Origin of the sequence: Streptomyces sp. NPDC088354 (genome assembly GCF_044753585.1) — a bacterium.
GTDB lineage: Bacteria > Actinomycetota > Actinomycetes > Streptomycetales > Streptomycetaceae > Actinacidiphila.
On sequence record NZ_JBIVNJ010000006.1, the window covers coordinates 187,469 to 208,404 of the forward strand.

At 73.0% G+C, this 20,936-nt stretch carries 20 protein-coding genes; 10 read left to right on the forward strand and 10 right to left on the reverse strand.

What is annotated here, in order from left to right; genetic code table 11:
* Positions 1-67 precede the first annotated feature (67 nt).
* Complete coding sequence (locus tag ACIP98_RS12615; RefSeq protein WP_401975465.1) at positions 68-1,894, forward strand: FAD-binding dehydrogenase; 1,827 nt, start codon at positions 68-70, stop codon at positions 1,892-1,894.
* An 18-nt stretch (positions 1,895-1,912) separates the two neighbouring features.
* On the opposite strand, the gene ACIP98_RS12620 is transcribed toward ACIP98_RS12615, so the two are convergent.
* Positions 1,913-2,884, reverse strand: a complete 972-nt coding sequence (locus ACIP98_RS12620) for a GNAT family N-acetyltransferase (RefSeq protein WP_401975467.1) — start codon at positions 2,882-2,884, stop codon at positions 1,913-1,915.
* Between the two features lie 281 nt (positions 2,885-3,165).
* Between ACIP98_RS12620 and ACIP98_RS12625 the strand changes: the two genes are divergently transcribed.
* Together ACIP98_RS12625 and ACIP98_RS12630 are read left to right on the forward strand one after the other, a co-directional pair.
* Positions 3,166-5,442: a M4 family metallopeptidase gene (locus ACIP98_RS12625; RefSeq protein ID WP_401975469.1), complete on the forward strand. Its 2,277-nt coding sequence runs from the start codon at positions 3,166-3,168 to the stop codon at positions 5,440-5,442.
* A gap of 114 nt (positions 5,443-5,556) precedes the next feature.
* Positions 5,557-6,468: an aminoglycoside phosphotransferase family protein gene (locus ACIP98_RS12630; protein WP_319659546.1), complete on the forward strand. Its 912-nt coding sequence runs from the start codon at positions 5,557-5,559 to the stop codon at positions 6,466-6,468.
* A gap of 98 nt (positions 6,469-6,566) precedes the next feature.
* Here the strand turns inward: ACIP98_RS12630 and ACIP98_RS12635 are convergent, their stop codons facing one another.
* Positions 6,567-7,064, reverse strand: a complete 498-nt coding sequence (locus ACIP98_RS12635) for a DUF2975 domain-containing protein (protein WP_319659545.1) — start codon at positions 7,062-7,064, stop codon at positions 6,567-6,569.
* 407 nt (positions 7,065-7,471) lie between these two features.
* Here ACIP98_RS12635 and ACIP98_RS12640 point away from each other — a divergent pair, with 407 nt between their 5' ends.
* A complete protein-coding gene (locus tag ACIP98_RS12640; protein WP_401975471.1) occupies positions 7,472-8,560 on the forward strand; it encodes an aldo/keto reductase in 1,089 nt (362 codons plus the stop codon).
* A gap of 19 nt (positions 8,561-8,579) precedes the next feature.
* Here the strand turns inward: ACIP98_RS12640 and ACIP98_RS12645 are convergent, their stop codons facing one another.
* Together ACIP98_RS12645 and ACIP98_RS12650 are read right to left on the reverse strand one after the other, a co-directional pair.
* Positions 8,580-8,954 (reverse strand): VOC family protein, encoded by a 375-nt coding sequence (locus ACIP98_RS12645; protein ID WP_319659543.1) that lies wholly within the window; start codon positions 8,952-8,954, stop codon positions 8,580-8,582.
* A 60-nt stretch (positions 8,955-9,014) separates the two neighbouring features.
* Positions 9,015-9,662, reverse strand: coding sequence for a LysE family translocator (locus tag ACIP98_RS12650; protein ID WP_401975475.1), 648 nt, complete (start codon positions 9,660-9,662; stop codon positions 9,015-9,017).
* A gap of 230 nt (positions 9,663-9,892) precedes the next feature.
* On the opposite strand from ACIP98_RS12650, the gene ACIP98_RS12655 reads away from it, so the two are divergent.
* Together ACIP98_RS12655 and ACIP98_RS12660 are read left to right on the forward strand one after the other, a co-directional pair.
* Positions 9,893-10,960, forward strand: coding sequence for a protein kinase family protein (locus tag ACIP98_RS12655; RefSeq protein ID WP_319659667.1), 1,068 nt, complete (start codon positions 9,893-9,895; stop codon positions 10,958-10,960).
* Positions 10,961-11,113: 153 nt separating this feature from the next.
* On the forward strand, positions 11,114-11,329 hold the full coding sequence (locus tag ACIP98_RS12660; protein WP_319659542.1) for a hypothetical protein: 216 nt from the start codon (positions 11,114-11,116) through the stop codon (positions 11,327-11,329).
* A gap of 42 nt (positions 11,330-11,371) precedes the next feature.
* Here ACIP98_RS12660 and ACIP98_RS12665 read toward each other — a convergent pair whose 3' ends face one another.
* Positions 11,372-11,704: a tetratricopeptide repeat protein gene (locus tag ACIP98_RS12665; RefSeq protein WP_401975478.1), complete on the reverse strand. Its 333-nt coding sequence runs from the start codon at positions 11,702-11,704 to the stop codon at positions 11,372-11,374.
* A gap of 208 nt (positions 11,705-11,912) precedes the next feature.
* Entirely contained in the window at positions 11,913-12,626 is a 714-nt protein-coding gene (locus tag ACIP98_RS12670; protein WP_319659540.1) for an SDR family oxidoreductase, read from the reverse strand.
* A gap of 88 nt (positions 12,627-12,714) precedes the next feature.
* On the opposite strand from ACIP98_RS12670, the gene ACIP98_RS12675 reads away from it, so the two are divergent.
* Positions 12,715-13,194 (forward strand): helix-turn-helix domain-containing protein, encoded by a 480-nt coding sequence (locus tag ACIP98_RS12675; protein WP_319659539.1) that lies wholly within the window; start codon positions 12,715-12,717, stop codon positions 13,192-13,194.
* Positions 13,195-13,231: 37 nt separating this feature from the next.
* Here ACIP98_RS12675 and ACIP98_RS12680 read toward each other — a convergent pair whose 3' ends face one another.
* Positions 13,232-14,614: an FAD-dependent oxidoreductase gene (locus ACIP98_RS12680; RefSeq protein WP_319659538.1), complete on the reverse strand. Its 1,383-nt coding sequence runs from the start codon at positions 14,612-14,614 to the stop codon at positions 13,232-13,234.
* Between the two features lie 185 nt (positions 14,615-14,799).
* On the opposite strand from ACIP98_RS12680, the gene ACIP98_RS12685 reads away from it, so the two are divergent.
* Genes ACIP98_RS12685 through ACIP98_RS12695 form a run of 3 tightly spaced genes read left to right on the forward strand, consistent with a single transcriptional unit; the run spans position 14,800 to position 17,300 of the window.
* Complete coding sequence (locus ACIP98_RS12685; protein WP_319659537.1) at positions 14,800-15,567, forward strand: N-acetyltransferase; 768 nt, start codon at positions 14,800-14,802, stop codon at positions 15,565-15,567.
* A gap of 42 nt (positions 15,568-15,609) precedes the next feature.
* Positions 15,610-16,569 (forward strand): AraC family transcriptional regulator, encoded by a 960-nt coding sequence (locus ACIP98_RS12690; RefSeq protein ID WP_319659536.1) that lies wholly within the window; start codon positions 15,610-15,612, stop codon positions 16,567-16,569.
* Positions 16,566-17,300 (forward strand): GNAT family N-acetyltransferase, encoded by a 735-nt coding sequence (locus ACIP98_RS12695; RefSeq protein ID WP_319659535.1) that lies wholly within the window; start codon positions 16,566-16,568, stop codon positions 17,298-17,300. The genes ACIP98_RS12690 and ACIP98_RS12695 overlap by 4 nt, the downstream gene beginning before the upstream one ends.
* Here ACIP98_RS12695 and ACIP98_RS12700 read toward each other — a convergent pair.
* From ACIP98_RS12700 to ACIP98_RS12710, 3 genes are all read right to left on the reverse strand, one after another.
* The gene (locus tag ACIP98_RS12700) at positions 17,282-18,124 is read right to left on the reverse strand and encodes an MBL fold metallo-hydrolase (protein WP_319659534.1); all 843 of its coding nucleotides are present in this window, start codon (positions 18,122-18,124) and stop codon (positions 17,282-17,284) included. The two genes, ACIP98_RS12695 and ACIP98_RS12700, sit on opposite strands and share 19 nt — an antisense overlap.
* An 82-nt stretch (positions 18,125-18,206) precedes the next feature.
* On the reverse strand, positions 18,207-19,799 hold the full coding sequence (locus ACIP98_RS12705) for a multicopper oxidase family protein (RefSeq protein ID WP_401975483.1): 1,593 nt from the start codon (positions 19,797-19,799) through the stop codon (positions 18,207-18,209).
* A gap of 190 nt (positions 19,800-19,989) precedes the next feature.
* Positions 19,990-20,916 carry an SDR family NAD(P)-dependent oxidoreductase gene (locus ACIP98_RS12710; protein ID WP_401975484.1) on the reverse strand — a complete coding sequence of 309 codons (927 nt, stop codon included), beginning with the start codon at positions 20,914-20,916 and terminating at the stop codon, positions 19,990-19,992.
* Positions 20,917-20,936 lie beyond the last annotated feature (20 nt).

Genomic DNA, 20,936 nt, shown 5'->3' on the forward strand with positions numbered 1-20,936 from the left:
ACAGCAAGGTCACCGGGACAACAGCCTTCGTGCGTTCCGCCCCTCCCCGCCATCCGGAAGGCCCCCCATGGACAGCACGGACAGCACGGACAGCACGGACAGCACGGACCGATCGGCGCAGTCCCCCCTGCCCAGCCGCCGTCACCTGCTGACGGCGGCCGGCGCGGTCCTCGCCGGCGCGGCCGCCTTCTCGCAGGCAGGGCCCGCCTTCGCCGCCTCACCGGCGCAGGACGCCGACGTGATCGTCATTGGCCACGGCCTGGCCGGACTGGTCGCGACGGCCGAACTCGCCGACGCCGGGCGCAAGGTGCTGCTCCTGGACCAGGAGCCGGAGACCAACCTCGGCGGACAGGCCTTCTGGTCGTTCGGCGGGCTCTTCCTCGTCGACTCCCCCGAGCAGCGCCTGATGGGCGTCAGGGACTCCCACGACCTGGCGTGGCAGGACTGGCAGGGCGCGGCCGGTTTCGACCGCGGCGTCGGCGATCCCGCGGGCCAGGACCACTGGGCCTACAAGTGGGCCCAGGCGTACGTGGACTTCGCCGCCGGGGAGAAGCGCTCCTGGCTCTACGGGCTGGGCGTGCGGTGGTTCCCCGTCGTCGGCTGGGCCGAGCGCGGCGGCGGCCTCGCGGACGGCCACGGCAACTCGGTGCCGCGCTTCCACGTCACGTGGGGGACCGGCCCGGCCGTTGTCGAGCCCTTCGAGAAGAAGGTCCGCGCAGCCGTGGCCCGCGGCAAGGTCGCGTTCCGGTTCCGCCACCGCGTGGACGAGGTCGTGCGGACCGGCGGGGTCGTCACCGGGGTGCGCGGCGCGGTGCTGGAACCGAGCGACGCGCCCCGCGGGACGCGCAGTTCACGCACGGTCGTCGGCGATTTCGAGTTCCGCGCGCCGGTGGTCGTCGTCACCTCCGGCGGCATCGGCGCCAACCACGACCTCGTCCGGCAGAACTGGCCGGCGCGCCTCGGCGCCCCGCCCAGGAACATGATCTCCGGGGTCCCCGAGCACGTCGACGGGCGCATGCTCGCCATCACCGAGGCGGCGGGCGGACGCATCGTCAATCCCGACCGTATGTGGCACTACACCGAAGGGCTGCGGAACTACGCCCCGATCTGGGCCAAGCACGGCATCCGCATCCTGCCCGGCCCCTCGTCCCTGTGGTTCGACGCCACCGGCAAGCGTTTCTCCACCCCTGACCTGCCGGGCTACGACACCCTGAGCACCCTCGCGGCGATCACCGGCGGCGGCCACGACTACTCGTGGTTCGTGACGACGCAGAAGATCCTCGCCAAGGAGTTCGCGCTCTCCGGCTCCGAGCAGAACCCGGACCTCACCAACAAGGACATCCCGCTCACCCTCTCCCGGCTCTGGCAGACCCCGGAGCCGATCGAACGGTTCAAGAAGAACGGTGCCGATTTCGTCGTCGCGTCCAATCTGGCCGACCTCGTGGCGGGCATGAACCGGCTGACCGGGGAGGGCCTGATCGACCTCGCCGACCTCAAGCGGCAGATCGAGGCCCGGGACCGGGAGATCGACCATCCCTACAGCAAGGACGTCCAGGTCATGGGCATCCGCAACGCCCTGTCCTACACGGGTGACTTCCTCAGCCGCACCGCCCAGATCCACCGGATCCTCGACCCGGGCGCGGGCCCGCTGATCGCCGTGCGCCTCAACATCCTGACCCGCAAGACCCTCGGCGGCCTGCAGACCGATCTGTCCGGCCGGGTCCTGGACGCCGGGGGCACTCCCGTGCCCGGCCTCTACGCGGCGGGCGAGGTCTCCGGTTTCGGCGGCGGGGGAGTCCACGGCTACCGCTCCCTGGAGGGCACGTTCCTCGGCGGCTGCCTCTTCTCCGGCCGTCAGGCGGGCCGTGCCGCGGCGGCCGCGACGGCGACCTGAGCGGCGCCGTTCCTCCGGTCAGCGGGACACGTCGGGGCGCGGGAGCAGCCGGGGGTCCAGGACGCGGTGCAGCCGGTGGGCGACCGGGCGGAAGCCGCGGGCCGGCCAGAAGACGGAGGAGTCCGGATTCGCGGCCCGCCAGTCGGTGACGCAGACCCGGAATCCGCGGTCGGCGGCGTCGGCGAGGGCGTGCTCGGTGAGCCGGCGCCCGACCCCGCGGCCGCGGGCCTGGGGCGCGGTCGCCGCGAGGAGGAGTTCGACGCTGCCGCGGGGCTTGAGCGGCGAGGCCTCCTCCTCGGGGACCGGCCGCATCACGCAGAAGCCCCGTACCCCGTCGGGCCCTTCGGACAGCCAGTACGCGACGTCGGGGTCCTCCAGCAGTTCCAGGTGGCCGGGGCGCAGGTCCTCGTAGAAGGCCGCGTCGACGAACGCGAAGACCGGCGGCCCGGTGTGCGCGTCGGCGACGAGGCGGAACAGCGGCTCCAGTGCGTCGACGTCGGCCGGGCCCGCGGCCCGTACGTCGTCCTGCCGGAGCGCCCCGGCGGCCGGCAGGCCGGCCAGGGCGTGCACCTGCTCGTAGCCGAAGCAGAGCGACAGCCACAGCGGCAGGTCGGCACCGGTGGACACGGCGTAGTGGTGCAGCCGGCCCTCGGCGAGCCACGGTCCGGCCAGTTCGGTGTAGAGGCGCCGCAGCGTGCGGTCGTCCCGTCCCGCGCAGTGCTCCGGACCGCTCCACACATGCCGGCCGCGCGCGTCGTCCCCGGGGATCGCCAGCAGATATCCCGTGAGCTCGCCGTCCTCCTCGGCCACCGCGCCGCGCGCTCCCCGTTCCCAGGCGCCGCGCAGCAGTCCGGCGCAGTGCGCGGGGTCGCCGAGGCGGCCGTCGAGGGCGGGTTCGGCCGCCAGGTCGCGGCGGTACCGGGCCGCGAGGAGTCCGGCCGCTGGGTCGACGTCGACAGGGGAGAAGGCTCTGAGCGACGGGGTGGTCATGGCGGGACCCTACGCGCCACGCAACCCGTGTGCTGATCAATTTCGGACAAAGACTTGTCGCAGCCATGACAAAGTCCACCGCCCGATGCCACGCTGTGCCCGTCGCGCACAGCGTCGTGTCCTCCCCCCACCCCCGAACGCCCGTGTCCACCCGTCCGGGCCCCGTCCCCCCACACACGGACAGCGTCGTCCCCGATCTGCGAACCCGTCCCGCACCGGCCCACCCGGCCGGCGGGACCGCACGGCCACCGCCAGCCGCCCATCGCAGGAGGAGAATCCCCTTGTCCCTCTTACGCCCCAACTCCCGCCCCCGCCCCGGGAAGACCGCGGCACTCGCCCTGACGGCAGCCGCCGCGCTGCTCGCCACCGCCGTTCCCTCCGGCGCGGCGCTCGCCGCCGGCCACGGACGACAGGACACGAGGACCGCCGCCGCGCCCCGCCCCGGCGCGGCCCCGGCGCACCTCACCCCGTCCGCCCGCGCGTCCCTGATCCGCACCGCGACCGCCGGCACCGGTGCCACCGCGAAGGCGCTGGGACTCGGTCCGCAGGAGCGCCTGGTCGTCAAGGACGTCGTCAAGGACGCCGACGGCACCCTGCACACCCGCTACGAGCGCACCTACGCGGGCCTGCCCGTGCTCGGCGGAGACCTCGTCGTCCACCGCGACGGCGCCCGCCTCACGCAGTCCCGCGCCACCCGTGCCGCCGTGTCGCTGCCGGACACCCGGCCGGCGTCCACCGCCGCCGCGGCCGCGAAGAAGGCCGTCGCCGCCACGCCGTCCCGCGCCGGGAAGGCCCGGGCCGCCGGCACCCCGCGGCTCGTGGTCTGGGCGGCCACCGGGAAGCCCGCGCTGGCGTGGGAGACCGTGGTCGACGCCGTCCAGGCCGACGGCACGCCCAGCGAACTGCACGTCGTCACCGACGCCCGCACCGGCAAGGAGCTGTCCCGCCAGGAGGGCGTCAAGACCGGTACCGGCACCGGGGCGTTCGTCGGCACCGTCCCCCTGGGCACCACACCGTCCGGCAGCACCTATCAGCTCAAGGACGGCACGCGCGGCGGCCACTACACCACCGACCTCAACAACGGGACGTCCTCCGGCACCGGAACGCTCTTCACCGACGCCGACGACGTGTGGGGCGACGGCACCGTGGCCAACCGCCAGTCCGCGGGCGTGGACGCGCACTTCGGGGCCGCCGCCACCTGGGACTACTACAAGGACACCTTCGGCCGGAACGGCATCTACGACGACGGCGACGGCCGCTACAGCCGCACCCACTACGGCAGCAACTACGTCAACGCCTACTGGAGCGACAGCTGCCGCTGCATGACCTACGGCGACGGCTCGGGCAACACCCACCCGCTCACGGCGATCGACGTGGCCGGTCACGAGATGAGCCACGGCGTGACCAGCGCCACCGCCGGCCTCGACTACAGCGGTGAGTCCGGGGGCCTGAACGAGGCCACCTCCGACATCTTCGGTTCGATGGTGGAGTTCCACGCGAACCTCGCCGCCGACACCCCCGACTACCTCATCGGCGAAGAGATCGACATCAACGGCGACGGCACCCCGCTGCGCTACATGGACAAGCCCTCCAGGGACGGCGACTCCGCCGACTACTGGTCCTCCTCGCTGGGCGGCCTGGACGTCCACTACTCCTCCGGTCCGGCCAACCACTTCTTCTACCTGCTCGCCGAGGGCAGCGGTGCCAAGACGATCAACGGCGTGGCCTACGACAGCCCGACCTACGACGGCGTGCCCGTGCCCGGCATCGGCGCGTCCGGCGCCGCCGCGATCTGGTACCGCGCGCTGACCACGTACATGACCTCCACGACCGACTACGCCGGTGCCCGTACCGCCACCCTGCAGGCCGCCGCCGACCTGTTCGGCGCCTACAGTCCGACGTACGTCACCGTCGCGAACACCTGGGCCGCCATCAACGTCGGGCGGCGCATCGTCGACGGCATCGACCTCATCCCGCCGGGCGACCAGATCAGCGGTGTCGGGCAGGCGGTCTCCCTGCAGATCGAGGCGACGACCAGCAACGCCGGCGCCACGCTGGAGTACACCGCCACCGGCCTGCCCGGCGGGCTGAGCCTCGACCCCGCCACCGGGCTGATCACCGGCACCCCGACGACCACCGGGACCGCCGGCGTCACCGTCACCGTGTCCGACAGCACGGGCGACACGGCCTCCACCGGCTTCACCTGGACCGTCGCGTACGTCTATGGGAACAGCACCCGCGTCGACATCCCCGACGTGGGCCCCGCCGTCGAGTCCCCGATCACGGTCAGCGGACGCGGCGGCAACGCCTCCGCCGTCACCCAGGTGTACGTGAAGATCGTTCACACCTGGCGCGGTGACCTCACCGTCGACCTGGTCGGCCCCGGCGGCACCGTCCACTCGCTGCTCAACCGCAGTGGCGGCTCCGCCGACAACGTCGACCAGACCTTCACGGTGGACGCCTCCGCCGAGCCGGTCGACGGCACCTGGAAGTTGCGGGTGCGCGACCTGGCGTCGCTCGACACCGGCTACATCGAGAAGTGGACCCTCACGCCGTAGCCGCCCCCTGCGACCGCCGGCGGGCCGGGCACACCTGCCCCGGCCCGCCGGACGGTCCGCCTCCCCGCCGAAATCCTGTTGCGGGAGGCCCCCGCCCAAGGACACCATCCCCAGGTGCCGACGACATCCCCACCCGACGGCCGCGCCGGGATCGACGCCCCGCTGGTGCGGCGGCTGGTGAGCGCCCAGTTCCCGCGGTGGCGGGACCTGCCCGTGACCCCCGTCGAGAAGGACGGCTGGGACAACCGCACCTACCGCCTCGGCGACGCCATGACGGTCCGGCTGCCGACCGGCGCCGGCTACGTCCCCGCCGTCGCCAAGGAACACACGTGGCTGCCCCGGCTCGCGCCCCGCCTGCCCGTCCCGGTCCCGCCGGTGCTGGCGATGGGCGTCCCGGGCGAGGGATACCCCTACCCGTGGTCCGTGCGCGGCTGGCTGCCAGGACAGACCGCCGACCGCGGGCACCTCGACGACCTGCCCCGATTCGCCGTCTCCGTGGCCGGGTTCCTCCACGCCCTGCGGCGCTGCGACGCGTCCGGTGGACCCCTCGCCGGCGAGCACAGCTGGTACCGGGGCGCGTCGCCCGCCCACTACGACGACGAGACCCGCCGCTGCCTCGCCGTCCTCGGCGGCCGCGTGGACACCGCCCGCGCCACCGCCGTCTGGGACGCCGCCCTCGCCGCGCGGTGGGAGGGCGAACCCGTCTGGTTCCACGGGGACATCGCCTCCGGGAACCTCCTCGTGGCCGACGGCGACCTCGCGGCCGTCATCGACTTCGGCACCTGCGGCGTCGGGGACCCGGCCTGCGACCTGGTCATCACCTGGACCTTCTTCTCCGGCGCCGGCCGCGAGGCGTTCCGCCGCGCCGTCGCCCTGGACGACGCCACCTGGGCCCGGGCCCGCGGCTGGGCGCTGTGGAAGGCGCTGCTGGTCCTCACTGGTGTCATCGACGACGACCCGGCGCGGGCCGGCGTCCAACAGCGCGTGATCCAGGACGTCCTGGACGACCACGACCGCCACGCCTAGCCGGGGCGTGTCTCCCCGGGAGGCGTTGGTCCGCGGCGCGGTCGTCCGGACGTGCCAAGCGGCACGTCCGCATCACGCCGACGCGGCAACCACCGGTGTCAGATCACTCCCGCCAGCTCGCCCCGCAGCCACTCCGCCTCAGCGTCGCGCTCGACAGCCTGGGCGAGCAGCGTGCGCAGGACGAGCACGACGTGCGCGACGCCCATGACCGCGAGGGCGGCCCCGCACAGCAGCAGGACCATGCCCGGGGGGACCGCTTCGCCCGGCGCCAGCAGGACCGCGAGCGCGAAGACCAGCAGGGCGGCCGCCACGACGGCGCCGAACACGACGTGCACGTACCGGAACGCGGCGGGGGAGAACACGGTCCCGCGCCGCACCATCGTCACCAGGCGCCACACGCAGACCAGGACCACCTGGACCGCCACGAAGCCCAGAACCACGATCGTGAGGAACGGGACGCGCAGGTACACGAGGTCCGCGTCGAGCCCCCTCATGTCGATCGCCAGCAGCGGCACCATCACGGCCTGCACGAGCACCGAGCCGGCGAGCAGCGCCGCGAGCAGGGCGCGCAACGTGATCACTGTCAGCTTTCCCATCACCCCTCCATCCATCGAGCAACGATGGAAAGCTATCGAGATACGATAGGTCTGGCAAGGTGGGCGGTCACGGCCGCTGCCGGGCACCGCATGGTGCGGCGGCCGCGCGCAGCCGAGCCGCGTCCTGCCCGGGCGGGGAACCGGACGGGCGGCGGTACCCGCGGCCGAACCGGGGCCCGGACCCTTCGGGTCGCCCGTTCCGGCGACGTCTTGGGCGTCGGCCATCGGGTCGGGTGCGGCAGTCCCACGGCACCTCCTCAGGGAACCACCGCCGGCCGTACTGCCCGATCCCCGCGAGGTCGGCAGGATCGGGCAAGAGCCCGCCTCTATCGGCCTACCGGCCGGGACCCGGGCCGCGCTTCGATGGTCAGGACCGATCCACCGGCCTTCTCGACACCCACGGGAGCATGTCCATGCCGCTCGACCACTACGTCACCCTCGGCCGCTCTGGGCTGCGGGTCAGCCCGTTCGCCCTCGGCGCGATGACCTTCGGGGAGGATCCCGGCGGCGCGGGGTGCAGCGTCGAGGAGTCCGAGAAGATCCTCGCGACCTACCTCGACCTGGGCGGGAACTTCATCGACACCGCCAACTTCTACACCAACGGCCATTCCGAGAGCATCCTCGGCGACTTCTTCGCCGCGCGCCCCGGGCGGCGCGAACACGTCGTGCTGGCGTCCAAGTTCTTCACCAACCTGCACCCTGGGGACCCCAACGGCGGTGGCGCCGGCCGCAGGTCGGTGATCGCCCAGCTCGACGAGACCCTGCGCCGGCTGCGGACCGACCGGATCGACCTGTACTGGCTGCACAACTGGGACCGGAACACGCCGATCGAGGAGACGATGCGCACGCTCGACGACCTGGTCCGGGCCGGCAAGATCCGCTACATCGGCTTCTCCAACACGCCCGCCTGGGTCACCGCCCAGGCGCAGACGGCCGCGCTGTTCAAGGGATGGACCCCGCTGATCGCGCTGCAGGTCGAGTACTCGCTGCTGGCCCGCACCGTCGAGGGCGAGATCGCACCGCTCGCGCTCGACCAGGGCATGGCGCTGGTGCCCTGGAGCCCGCTGAGGAACGGCTTCCTGTCCGGCAAGTACCGGCGCGGCACGCGCACCGCCGACTCGGCCCGCACGTCTTTTGTCGGCGAGCCGACCGACGAGGACTTCGTGGTCATCGACGCGGTCACCGAGATCGCGGACGAGCTCGGGACCACCGCCGCGGCCGTCTCGCTCGCCTGGCTGCGCGCCCGCGAGGGCACCGTGGTTCCCATCGTCGGCGCCCGTCGCCTGGAGCACCTGGAAGGCAACCTCGCGGGTCTGGAGGTCGCCCTCACCCCCGGGCACCTGCGGCGGCTGGACGAGGTGTCGGCCCCGGTCCTGGACTACCCGGCGCCGCTGCACGGCGCGCTGCGGGCGATGCTGCAGTTCGGCGGCACCACCGTGGACGGCGAGACGTCCGCGGTGTACCCGCCGCTGCTGCAGAGCGACGTCCGCTACTGAGGCCGTCGCTGACGCTTCGTCAGTCCTCGCGCTCCGACGCGCTGCGCTCGACGCAGAACTCGTTGCCCTCCGGGTCGGCGAGGACCACCCAGCCCGTGCCGTCCGGGTTCCTGCGGTCGTCGACCAGCGCGGCGCCGAGGGCGAGCAGCCGCTCGACCTCCTCGTCCCGGGTGCGGTCCTGCGGCTGCACGTCCAGGTGCACCCGGTTCTTGACGGTCTTCGGCTCCGGCACGGTGATGAAGAGCAGCCCGGGCCCCTCGGTCTGCACCAGCGCCATCGGATCCCCGGGCTCGTCCTCCTCGTGCAGCGGACGGTCCAGGACCAGGGACCAGAAGGTCGCCAGCCGGTGGGCGTCGGCGCAGTCGATCGTCACGTGGCGTATCGCGGAGGTCATACGGCGAGTCTTGTCGATCACGCCCGGCGACCGCAACCGGGGCGGCCCCGGGCGCCCGCGTCAGTCCGCCCGGCCCGTGGCCGCGACGGTGACGCCGAGACCGATCATCGCGAGGCCGCCCGCGCCGCCGAGCACGGACAGGCGGCGCTCGGACCGCCCGAGCCAGGCGCGGGCGGCGGAGGCGGTGAGGCCCCAGCAGGTGTCGGTGACCAGGCCGATGCCGATGGGGACCAGACCGAGCAGCAGCATCTGGCCGGGCAGGTGGCCGGCCGCGGGGTCGACGAACTGGGGGAGGACGGCGGCGAAGAAGACGATGCCCTTGGGGTTGGTGACGCCGACGGTGAAGCCGTCGGCCACCGTTCGCAGGTCCCCGCGCGCCGGGGCATCGGCCGCGGTGTCCGCCCTGCCGACCGCCATCTCCCCGCGGTGCCGGAAGGCGCGCACCCCGAGGTGCACCAGGTAGGCGGCGCCCGCCAGTTTGACCGCCAGGAAGAGCGGCAGGGACCGCTCGAACAGCGAGCCGAGGCCCAGCGCGACGGCCACCACGAGCAGGTAGGACCCCAGGAAGTTCCCCAGGACCGAGGCCATCGCGGTGCGGCGGCAGTGCGCGAGCGCCCTGCCGATGACGAAGAGCACGCTGGGTCCCGGGATCACGATGACGATCAGGGACATGGCCGCGAACGCGAGCAGCCGGTCGGTGGACACCAATTCCCTCACCTCCGCGGGCCATTGAAGCAGCATCGGGACCCGCGAGGTCAGCGGTCGTACCGCACCTGCGCCACCCCGTGCGGGACCGGTTGAGCGGCGTCGGCGGAGTCCGTCGCGGGCAGGGGAGCCCCCGAGAACAGCGCTTCCCTGCGATGCTCTTGCGGTCGGCGGTCGGCGGTCGGCGGTCGGCGGTCGGCGCCCAGATGGAGGCAAGAGTGAACGTTCCTGACATGTCGCGCGGTGCGCGTCTCGCCGCCCACAGCGCTGTCTCCGCGTCCCTGGCCGGGTGCGACGATCGCGTCCTGCGCGGGCTCGTGGACTCGGCCGTGCCGGTCGGCTCCGGTATCGGAGGGACGTCGGCCCTGCTGGAGGTCGAGGGGACCCCGGTCTTCGTGAAGCGGGTGCCCCTCACCGACCTGGAGAGGCAACCCGAGCATCTCCGGTCCACGGCGAACCTGTTCGAGGTGCCCGTCTTCTGTCAGTACGGCATCGGCCGGCACGGCATCGGCGGTCCGGGCTTCGGGGCGTGGAGAGAACTCGCCGTGCAAGCCATGACGACGCACTGGGTGCTCGCGGGGGACCACGAGGGCTTTCCCCTGATGCACCACTGGCGGGTGCTGCCCGACTCGCAGCCCCTGCCCGATGAACTGGCCGATGTCGAACGGGCTGTTGCCTTCTGGGGCGGTGCACCGCAAGTACGCGACCGGATCCGGGCTCTTCAGCGGTCCTCGGCGAGCGTCGTGCTGTTCCTGGAGTACATCCCGCAGAACCTGCACCAGTGGTTGGGCACCCAGGTCGAAGGAGGGGACGACATCGCCAACAGGGCCTGCGCCATGGTGGTGAGGGAACTGGCGGCCGGCACCGCGTTCATGAACAGCCGCGGACTCCTGCACTTCGACGCGCACTTCGAGAACATCCTGACCGACGGACAACGCCTCTACTACGCCGACTACGGCCTCGCCATGTCCTCCGCGTTCGAGCTGTCGCGCGACGAGGGCGAGTTCTTCGACCGCCATCAGGACTACGACCGCTGTTACTCCGCCATGTACCTGGTGAACTGGCTGGTCACCGCCCTGTGCGGGTATCGGAGGGAGGACCGGGAGGGCCGCCTCGCCCAGGTGCGTGCCTACGCGGACGGCGAGCGCCCCGCAGGAGTCCCGGACGAGGCCGCGGCGATCCTCACCCGGTACGCGCCGATCGCCGCGGTGATGTCGGAGTTCCAGAGCAGCCTCCTGCGCGGGCGCGCACAGACCCCGTACCCGCTGGAGGAAATCCGCCGGATCGGCGGCATCGCGTAGGAGCGGCGCACCGTCATGAAGCACTGCGACCGGTCGATCGCTTCCGACTGCCGCCGGCGCACCTGCGACCGTGCTTGCCCGGTGCCGTGGGCGCCGCAGTACTCTGGGGGCCCGGGGCGTCAGGCTCCGGACTTCGTGATCAGGGAGGGAACGATGAGCGCCGAAGCCCACTCCCAGGTCCCGCGGCCTTCGCGTGACGACGACGCCGAGGCCGCCGTGGACGCCGCGCTGCGCGTGGCCCGTTTCGGCAGGCTGCCCGAGCGTGTCCCGTTGGAGAAGACCGTCGAGAGCCGTCCCGCCGCGGCCCCGCACGATCCCGGTTTCGGCCGGAACCCGGACACGGACTGGCTCATCCGCTACTGCGCGTGACCGGTCGATCCCGCCGCCCGGCCGGCCGCCGGCCCGTCGGGCTCAGACGACGATGAGGTCCCAGGCCGTCATCGCGTCCGCCAGCCGCAGGTGGGGCCCCGCTTCCGCCGTGCGCCCCAGGCGCTCCAGGGAGCGGCCCAGCAGCAGGTGCGCGTGCGGGTCGTTCGGCTCGGTGCGCAGAATGTGCCGGAGTTCCTTCTCCGCCTTGGTGAACTGGGCGGAGTAGTAGTAGGAGCGCGCCAGGAGCATGCGAACCGCCAGGTTGTGGGGCGCCACGTCGACGATGCCGCTCAGTGTCCTCGCGGCCGCCCTGTAGTGCTGGCCGTTGAAGTAGAGCGTCGCTCGTTTGAACGTCTCCGCGGTCGAGCTGTTCATGCGGGGCACCTTTCCGTGTCCTCGTCCACGCTGTCGTGACAGCGCCCCTCCGGCTGGTGGGTCATCGGTCCCGCGACCGACGGGGGTGCCAACCGTCCGGAGTGTCCGTTTGTTCCGTCCTCGGACGGGATCTGCGCACCTGGCAGGTGACGCGCGTCACGCGGCGGAGGCCGGGCACACGGCGGGGCCCGGCCTCCCACCCGTGCGGTCAGCGGGCCGCGGAAAGGCCGGGGTAGAGGTTCGCGAGGTCGCCGGAGAGCGCGGCGCGCGCGGCACGGCTCTTGTCGTCGGCCACCACCTCCAGGGCGCGGGCCTCGATGCCGTCGAGGGCGAGCGCGGCCACCTCGGCGGGGTCGACCTTGTCCGACCCGGGCACGTAGTCGGCCATGTCGGTGTCCATGTAGCCCACGTGCACGGCGATGACGTCGATGCCGGAAGGCGCCAGCTCCTGCCGCGTCACGTTGGTCATGGCCCACTCGGCGGCCTTGGCGGCGCTGTAGCCCCCGTAGTTCGGGTAGTGCGCCCAGCTGAGGACCGACAGCATGTTGAGTACGGCCCCGCCGCCGTTCGCGGTGATCACCGGGGCGAAGGCCCTGGTCATGCTCAGGGAACCGAAGAAGTGGGTCTCCATCTCGGTGCGGATGTCGGCCATGTCTCCGGCCACGAGGCCCGCGTGCAGGCTGACGCCCGCGTTGTTGATGAGCAGCGTCGCGTCCGGAGCGGACTCGGCCGCCCGTGCCACGGACCGGGGGTCCGTGATGTCCACTTCGAGCGGCACGACTCCGGGCAGGTCGACCGACGACGGGTTGCGCGCGCCGGCGTAGACCTTCGCCGCGCCGCGCTCCAGCAGCTGGGCGGCGAAATGCCTGCCCAGGCCGCGGTTCGCGCCGGTCACGACAGCCACTGCGTTCCTGATGTCCATGGATCTCTCGTTTCGGGAGGAAGCTGAGTAGGCATGTCCAACGTAGAGGCCTGAATACGAATGTGCAACTCAGCGGTATGCTGGGGCCATGACTCCCGCCAAGACCACGCGGAAGGACCGCGAAACCGAAGAGACGTGCTCGATCGCCCGTGCCCTGGAAGTGGTGGGGGACAGGTGGACGCTGCTGATCCTCCGCGACGCGGCGCTGGCGGAGGCCACCCGCTTCGCCGACTTCCGGGACCGCCTGGGCATCGCCCCCGACGTCCTCGCGGTGCGCCTGGGCACGCTGGTGGAGGAGGGCGTCATGGAGAAGCGGCCCTACCGGGAGCCCGGCGCGCGCACGCGCTTCAGCTACCACCTGACGCCGGGCGGCGAGCAGCTGCTGCTGGTGCTGGCCGCGCTCCAGCAGTGGGGTGACGAAAATCGCCCGCCCTCCGTCGGGCCGACGATCCTGCGGCGCTCCGCGACCGGGGACCGCGTGGTGCGCGTGGCGTTCGTCGACGACGACGGCGCCGTCGTCCCGGCCGATGACGTGCGGTTCCTGGCGGCGCCCGTGCCGCAGCGCTGACAGCGGCCCGCCTCGTTGCCGGTCGGCGTTGCGGCGGCTAGGTCTCGATCTTCGCGAAGAGCAGATTGAGTCCCTCCGTCATGGTGGGGTGCGTGATGATCATGTCCCGGAGCGCCGTGTACGGCAGGCCCGCGGCCATCGCGGTGTGCACGGTCGCCAGCGTCTCGCCGGCCTCGGGGGAGAGCAGCGCGACGCCCAGGATGCGCCCGGTGGCGTTGTCCACGACGCCCTTCCAGACCCCGTCCGTCTCGCGCATGGTGCGGGCCCGCGGGATCGCCGCGACCGGCAGCCGGGCGACGCCCACGTCGTGCCCCGCCGCCCTCGCCTCGTGCTCGGTCAGGCCGATCCGCGCGAAGTCGAGGCTGAGGAAGGTGGTGTGCGGGATCAGCCGGTCCCGGGTCGACCGGGAGCCGCCCGCGAGGTTCGCCTTGAGGATCCGGTAGTCGTCGAGCGAGATGTGCGTGTACTGCGGGCTCCCGGCGACGTCCCCGGCCGCCCAGGTGTGCGGAGCGTCCGTCGCCAGGTGCTCGTCGACGACGACGAAGCCCGCCGCGTCCGTCCGCACCCCCGCCGCGTCGAGGGCCAGGTCCGCGGTGACCGGGTCGCGGCCGACGGCCACGAGTACGTCGTCGCCGCCGACCTCGGTGCCGTCGGAGAGCGCCACGGTGACGCGGCCGTCGTCGCCGCGGCGGACCGAGGCGACGGAGCGGGAGAAGAGGATCTCGACGCCGTCCGCGGTCAGCAGTTCCGTCACGGCGAGCGCGATGTCCTCGTCCTCACCGGGCAGCAGGCGCGGGCCGCGGACCAGGAGGGTGACCCTGCTGCCGAAGGTCGCGAACATGTCCGCGAACTCCAGGCCCACCGTGCCGCCGCCGATCACGACGAGGTGCGCGGGCAGCCGCTCCAGGCGCAGCAGGGTCTCGCTCGTCAGCGCCCCCGCCTCCACGAGCCCGGGAATGCCGGGGACGTGGGGCACGGTCCCGGTGTTGATCACGGTGTCCGCACCCCGCAGCACCCGCGTGCCGCCGTCGTCCGGCGCGACCTCGACGGTGCGCTCGGCGACGAAACGGGCCCTGCCGAGCACGAAGTCCATCCCGGAGTCCAGGAACTGCCGGTGGTTGAGGGAGACCATGCCGTCGACGACGCCGTTCTTGTGCTCGCGCAGCGACTCCGCGCTCACCACGGGCGCTTCCGCGATCAACCCGAGCTGCCGGGCCCGCGTGAGGACACGCCGGGCGCGGGCGGAGGCCACCAGGGACTTGGTCGGGATGCAGGCCACGTTGATGCACGTGCCGCCGATCATGCCGCGCTCCACCATCGCGACCCGCTGCCCGGCACGCGCCCGGTCCATGGCGAGCGTCTTGCCGGCCTTGCCGCCGCCGACCACCAGCAGGTCGACGTCCTCCGGTGTCCGATCCATCACGGGCCTCCCGCTGCCGCCCCGCATCGCGGGCGCGTGCGGCGCTCGCCGACCATTTCCCTGTCTCCCACGGTAGGCGGCCCCTGCCGGATCGGCGCGCCGGTCGCGGACCGACCGCCGCGGGAGGCCCGCAGGTACCGAAATCGCCTGGTCCGGGGCGCCTGCTCTGTGGCACGGTGCGGGGTGTGGCAGACGTCGACGACATCCGGATCACCCCGCTCACCGCCCGCCCGGAACTGACCGGGCGCCTCTACGAGATCGCGGACACCTGGCCCGCGTTCGTCCCCCACGACCTCGTCGGCAGTGCGCTGCTCGGCACCGTGGCCGAGGACTTCCCCGCGTACTGCGTCGTGGCGACCGTGGCGGACCGCGTGGTGGCGCGAGGGCTCGCCGTGCCGTTCGCCGGGTCGGGCGAAGGGCGCGAGGAGACGCCCGGGCAGGGGTGGGACCGGGTGCTGGGGTGGGCGTACGACGACCGGCGCCGGGGGCGGCGCCCGACGGCGGTCAGCGCGCTGGAGATCACGGTGGACACCGACTACCAGGGGCGCGGGCTGTCCTACCGGATGCTGCGGGCGCTGCGCGCCGCCGCCGGGCGCCACGGCCACGACCATCTGCTCGCCCCGGTCCGGCCCACCGGCAAGCACCGCGAACCGCGCGTCCCGATGGCCGTGTACGCGGGACGGCGACGCGACGACGGGCTTCCGGCCGACCCGTGGTTGCGCGTCCACGTCAGAAGCGGCGGCACCGTCGAGGCGATCGCGCCGGCGTCGATGACGGTGAGCGGCTCCCTGGGGCAGTGGCGGCGGTGGACCGGCCTGCCCTTCGACGAGGACGGCGACGTCGAGGTGCCGGGGGCCCTCGTTCCGGTGCGGTGCGACACCGTGCACGGCCTCGGGGTCTACGTGGAACCGAATGTCTGGATCCGCCACCGCGCCCGCCCGCCGGCGGGCTGATGTTGCACAATGGGCTTCGCGGGGCCCAGTGAGGGGGACGTTGTGCTGCTGGTGGACCTCGACGCCGTGCCGCCGGGCGAGCGGGTGGCAGCGTTCCACCACGCGATGACCGATGACTCCGTGCCCAACGACATCGTCCACGAGGAGACCGGGAGCGGCATCCACGCGCGGATGGAGCTGTGGCGGGTCGGCGGGCTGGACCTCTTCGCCACACGCAACTCGGGCTTCGAACTCCGCCGTACCGCCGAACACGTACGCCGGCAGCGCAGTCGTCCGATCGTCGCGGTCTCGCTGCAGACGGAGGGTGCCGGCCGCGCCGAGGTGGACGGCGAGCAGCGTCTGCTCGGTCCGGACGAGGTGTTCGTCTTCCACGAGTTGACGCCCCGCCTCTACGGCTGGTCCGGCGACGGGGCCGGCCGGGCCGTCGTCATCGAGAGCGAACACCTCGGCCTGCCGGTCGAGTTGGTGACGAAGGCGGGCCTGCACCTGCGCGCCAGCCCGCTGCACGATCTGGTCCTGCAGCATCTGCGGGGACTGTGGCGGGATCCATCGGTACTGGAGGCCGACCCCGGTGCGCCGTCCCTGGCGAACGCCACCATCGACCTGGTCCGCGCGCTGCTGATCTCCGCGGCGTCCGACGAACGCCAGCCCGCGACCAGGTCGGTGATGGACGACACCCTGCTCGCCCGCGTCATGGCCTACGCGCGCCGCCACCTCACCGAGGCCGACCTGACGCCCGAGCGGATCGCCGCCGACCACGCGATCTCCGAGCGCCACCTCTACGCGGTGCTCCGCCGCGCCGGCATCAGCCTCGAACAGTGGGTCATCACCGAACGACTGGAAGAGGCAAGGCGGTTGCTGGCCTCCGTCCGGCACGACCACCTGACGATCGCGGCCGTCGCGGCACGCTGCGGATTCGGCAACGCGAGCCATTTCGCCCGCCGGTTCCACGCCGCCTACGGGATGACGCCGCGCGAGTGGCGCCGCAGCGTGCGCGCGTGACGCCGCCGGCCGCCGGGCGGGCCCCGGGCACGGAGCCCGCCGGGCGGGTCCCGGGCACGGAGACGATCAGGGCACTCCAGGAGCGGGCGGCCGGTGCCCAGACGGCCGAGCACCAACAGGACGCCGACGGGTGCTGGCTCCGCCACGCGCACGGCTGCGCCTGGTGGGTGGGCGCGGCGCTGCCCCACGGACCGGCGGCGCCGGGCGAGTTGCCCGGCAGGGTCGGCGGGGCGGAGGAGTTCTCCGCCGCCCACGGTGCGCCCGCTCGGTTCCAGATCACCCCCGGCGTGTGCCCGGAGGGGCTCGACTCCCCGCTCGCGGGCCGGGGTTACCGGCGTGACGGCCCGGCCTCGTCGCGGACCGCCGTGACCGCGCGCGTCGCGGGAGCGCCGTCCGCCGGTGCCGTCCGCGTGCGGGTGGCGGAGCGCCCCACGCGCGAGTGGTTCGACGGGCGGCTCGCGGTGCGGGGCCACCGCGCCGATCCGCACCGCGAGTGGGACCTGCCCGGGCGGGTCGAGGGGCCCGGGGTGTTCGGCATGGGCACACTGCCCGCGGCGCGCGGCAGGGGCGCGGCCGGCGGGGTGCGGGCCGCGCCGGCCGGCCGGGCCGGCGCCGTGGACGCCGGCCGGATGTGTCTCCAGGTGGAACGGCACAACACGGCGGCCGTGCGGCCGTGCGCGAGGGCCGGGTTCGGCGAAGTGGCCGCCTGTCACTACCGCGTGGCGGACTGATCCGCCCCGCAGGGCCCCGGCACGTCCAGGTCGATCCACCGCCCGTTCTCCGCGGTGCGCAGCCGGGCCGCGAGCCCCGCGTCGTCGAAGGCCCGGTCGATGTCGGAGCGGTCCTCGCTGAAGTGGGCCCAACTGTCGCAGTGCGCGGGGACCACGAGCGGCGAGCCCAGAACGGAGGCGGCCGCGCTCGCCCGCTCGGCGGTCAGCGTCAGCGGACGGTTGCGGCTGCGTACGGGCACCCGCGCGCCGCCCATGAACAGCACGGCGATCTCGACGGGCGGCATGCGCCGGGCGATCTCGGCGACGACGCCGACGGAGGCGTTGTCGCCGCTGACGTACACGGTGGGCAGCCCCGCGCCGGTCAGGACGAAGCCGGTGACCTCGCAGTTCACGTGGCCCTGTTCGTCCCGGTCGCCGTCGTCGGGACCGTGCTGCGCGGGAACGGCGTGGACGGTGACGGTGGCCCCGCCGGGCCGCGGCAACTCGACGCTCTCCCAAGCCGCGAGTCCGCGGGCGGGCGGCCCGAGCCGGCGCGCGGACGCGGGCCCGGTGAGCACCAGCGAGGACGCCAGGGCGAAGGCCCTCCCGCGGATGTCGAGGTTGTCGGGGTGGAGGTCGTGGCTGACCAGGACGGCGTCCACGGGCCCGAGTTCGTCCTCGTGGGCGGCCGGGGCGGCGGTCTTGGTGAGGTACCCGTGGTCCCCGGCCTCGTCGAAGGTGGGGTCGGTCACCAGACGCAGCCCGCCGATGTCGATGACGGCGGTGGGGCCGCCGATGACGCAGACCGCGCATTCCCGGCGTTCGGGACTGATGCGAGGGGCCACGGCGGCACCCGCCTCTCGTTCGGTGGCCGCGGTCGGCCGGAGGTGCCGACCGGGTGACCGGGTGATCGTGGGATCGGCGACCTCAGTACGTGGAGAAGTCGGCCATCATCGCCATGTCCTCGTGCTCCAGGTTGTGGCAGTGGAGCATGAAGTGGCCGGCGTAATCGGTGAAGTGGACGGCCACCTCGACGGTCTCACCGGGCCCCATGGCGATGGTGTCCTTCCAGCCCTGGTCGAACGGCCCCGGTGCCTTGCCGTTGCGGGACACCACGCGGAAGGGGTCCAGGTGCACGTGGATCGAGTGGAAGAACACCGACTTGAAGCGCCAGATCTCGGTGGTGCCCAGCTTCGTGCGGGCCAGTGAGCGGCCCGGCCGATAGGGCTGGCCGTTGATCGTCCAGCCCTTGCGGCCCGAGTGCCGGAACTCGAAGGTGCGGGTGGCGACGGCCTTCGCGGGGTCGAGGACGCTCTCGGCCCGCCGCGCCAGCCGGTCGGGGACGCGGGTGTCGTCGCGGACGGCCCGCGTGGACGGCGAGATGTCGAAGCGCATGATGTCCGCGGTGGTCCGGCTGCCGAAGAGGTTCACCACGCGGACCTTGGTACCGGGCCGGTAGCGGGAGAAGTCCACGACGACGTCGAAGCGCTCACCGGGTGCCAGCCGCAGGCTGTCGTGGGGCAGGGGGCGCTCCATCAGGCCGCCGTCGCTGCCGATCTGCACCAGGCCCTTCCCACCGGGGGGCGGCGGGTCGAGCACGAGCTTGAAGTAGCGGACGTTGGAGGCGTTGAGCAACCGGAGCCGGTAGCGCCCCCGTTGGACCTGGTGCACGGGCCACGGGACACCGTTGACCAGGATGACGTCGCCCTGGACGCCGGCGGTGTGGTTGCGGGAGACGCCGGGGGAGTGCATGCCCGGGTCGCCCGGGTACATCAGCGAACCGTCCGCCTCGAAGGCCCGGTCGGCGATCATGAGGGGGATGTCCCGGTCGCCGCGGGGCAGCGCGAGCGCGTCGTCCTCGTCGTCGGTGACCAGGTGGAAGCCCGCCAGGCCGTGCCAGACGGCCGTGCCGGTGTAGCCCATGCGGTGGTCGTGGTACCACATGGTGGACGCGCGCTGCTGCATGGGATACGTGTACGTGCGCTCGCCGTAGGCGATGTTGCCGTGCGTCTCTCCCATGTCGTCCATGCCCGCCATCGCGTCCTCCACGGACAGGCGGCCGTTGACGGGCATGGTCAGGTCGATCGGGTACCCGTCGCTCTCCGACGGGGTGTGGCCGCCGTGCAGATGGACGACGGTGGGCTGCGGCAGTTCGTTGCGGTGCCGCACGATGGTCCGCCGCCCGGAGCGGGAGATGATCGTGGGCCCGGGGAAGGTGCCGTTGTACGTCCAGCAGCTGGTGCGCAGACCCGGCAGGATCTCGAGCTTCGCCTCGCGCTGCACGATCTGGAAGGTGTCGGTGCCACCGGCACTCTGCAGCGGGCTCGGCGCCGCCGGGATCGGCAGCGGCACCTGGTAGGGGCGGGGAAGCGGGGCCTTGCTCCGCATGACGCCGCCTGGCGGTACGTCGGCGGGGGACAGGGCCGTGGCGCGTGCCGCCACCCCCGCCCCGATGACCGCTGCCGCACCCGTGGCGAGAAAGCGGCGCCGGTCGATACCTCGGATCACGTTGGCTCCCATCCACGCCGATTTGATCGTTTTGCGGCTTTCGTCAGCATAGGGCTGCACCGTACACACGAAAGGGTGGGACACGCGTGCCAGGGCGACACCCGTGGGACCTGGCGAATAGACATATGAACGCACTAAAAGCCCCTGGTTCGGGCTCCGCTCGCGCGGGAACCCGGACCAGGGGCGTCGGCATCACGGTGACTCAGACCGAGGGCGCGCGGACCGCCTCGCCGGCGGGGGCGACGGCCGGGACCAGCAGGTCCGGCAGGCCCAGACGGTGGTAGAAGCGCTCGCGGACGTGGTCGGCGACGACCGACACGACCTCGGACCCGTCGTCGACGGGGTCGATGTGGGTGCGGAAGGGGCGGTCGCCCGCGGGCAGGCCGACCACGCGGACGATCTCCCGGGCCACGTCGGCGGCATCGGCGCCCTCGGGCGTCATGGCCGACAGCGCCCTGCCGACCTGGTCGGTCATGCCCGCGTACCGCGCCTCGTACTCCTCCGTGACGGCGCGGTCGGCGGCGTGGCCCGCGTTGGCGAAGTGGTCGGTGCCGCTGGTGAAGGCGCCGGGGACGACGATCGTCGACTCGATGCCGAAACGGGCGAGTTCGGCGGCGTAGCTCACGGCGAGCGCGTCCATGGCGGCCTTCGCCGCGAAGTACGGGGCGAGGTAGGGCGGGGTGCCGCCGCGGGTGCTGGAGGAACCGACCCACAGCAGCAGTCCGTGGCCCTGCCGGCGCAGTTGGGGCAGGGCGGCGCGATTGACGCGCTGGCTGCCGAGCACATTGGTGTCGTAGACGGCGGCCAACTGCTCCGGGGTGAAGGCCTCGGCGGGGCCGAGCACCATGTGGCCGGCGTTGTGGACCAGCACGTCGAGCCGGCCGGTCTCCGCCAGGACGCGGGCCACGGCGCGGTCGGCGCTGCCCTGGTCGAGCACGTCGAGTTCGACCACGCGCAGGTCGATGCCCTCGTGCGCGGCGCGGTCGCGGACCTCGGCCGCGCGGGCGGCGTTGCGGCCCTCGATGTGGCGCATGCTCGCGTAGACGGTGTGGCCGGCGGTGGCCAGGGCGTGGGCGGTCAGGGCGCCGAATCCGGAACCGGCGCCGGTGATGAGGACGGTGGCGGGCATGGTGGAACGTCTCCTCGGAG

Bases quoted from the DNA above. Each gene is read 5' to 3' on its own strand.
- ACIP98_RS12705 (WP_401975483.1), bottom strand. From the start codon at position 19,799: ATGGGAGCCAACGTGATCCGAGGTATCGACCGGCGCCGCTTTCTCGCC.
- ACIP98_RS12645 (WP_319659543.1), bottom strand. From the start codon at position 8,954: ATGACCTCCGCGATACGCCACGTGACGATCGACTGCGCCGACGCCCAC.
- ACIP98_RS12620 (WP_401975467.1), bottom strand. From the start codon at position 2,884: ATGACCACCCCGTCGCTCAGAGCCTTCTCCCCTGTCGACGTCGACCCA.
- ACIP98_RS12640 (WP_401975471.1), top strand. From the start codon at position 7,472: ATGTCCATGCCGCTCGACCACTACGTCACCCTCGGCCGCTCTGGGCTG.
- ACIP98_RS12675 (WP_319659539.1), top strand. From the start codon at position 12,715: ATGACTCCCGCCAAGACCACGCGGAAGGACCGCGAAACCGAAGAGACG.
- ACIP98_RS12655 (WP_319659667.1), top strand. From the start codon at position 9,893: ATGTCGCGCGGTGCGCGTCTCGCCGCCCACAGCGCTGTCTCCGCGTCC.
- ACIP98_RS12635 (WP_319659545.1), bottom strand. From the start codon at position 7,064: ATGGGAAAGCTGACAGTGATCACGTTGCGCGCCCTGCTCGCGGCGCTG.
- ACIP98_RS12710 (WP_401975484.1), bottom strand. From the start codon at position 20,916: ATGCCCGCCACCGTCCTCATCACCGGCGCCGGTTCCGGATTCGGCGCC.
- ACIP98_RS12670 (WP_319659540.1), bottom strand. From the start codon at position 12,626: ATGGACATCAGGAACGCAGTGGCTGTCGTGACCGGCGCGAACCGCGGC.
- ACIP98_RS12615 (WP_401975465.1), top strand. From the start codon at position 68: ATGGACAGCACGGACAGCACGGACAGCACGGACAGCACGGACCGATCG.
- ACIP98_RS12660 (WP_319659542.1), top strand. From the start codon at position 11,114: ATGAGCGCCGAAGCCCACTCCCAGGTCCCGCGGCCTTCGCGTGACGAC.
- ACIP98_RS12680 (WP_319659538.1), bottom strand. From the start codon at position 14,614: ATGGATCGGACACCGGAGGACGTCGACCTGCTGGTGGTCGGCGGCGGC.
- ACIP98_RS12665 (WP_401975478.1), bottom strand. From the start codon at position 11,704: ATGAACAGCTCGACCGCGGAGACGTTCAAACGAGCGACGCTCTACTTC.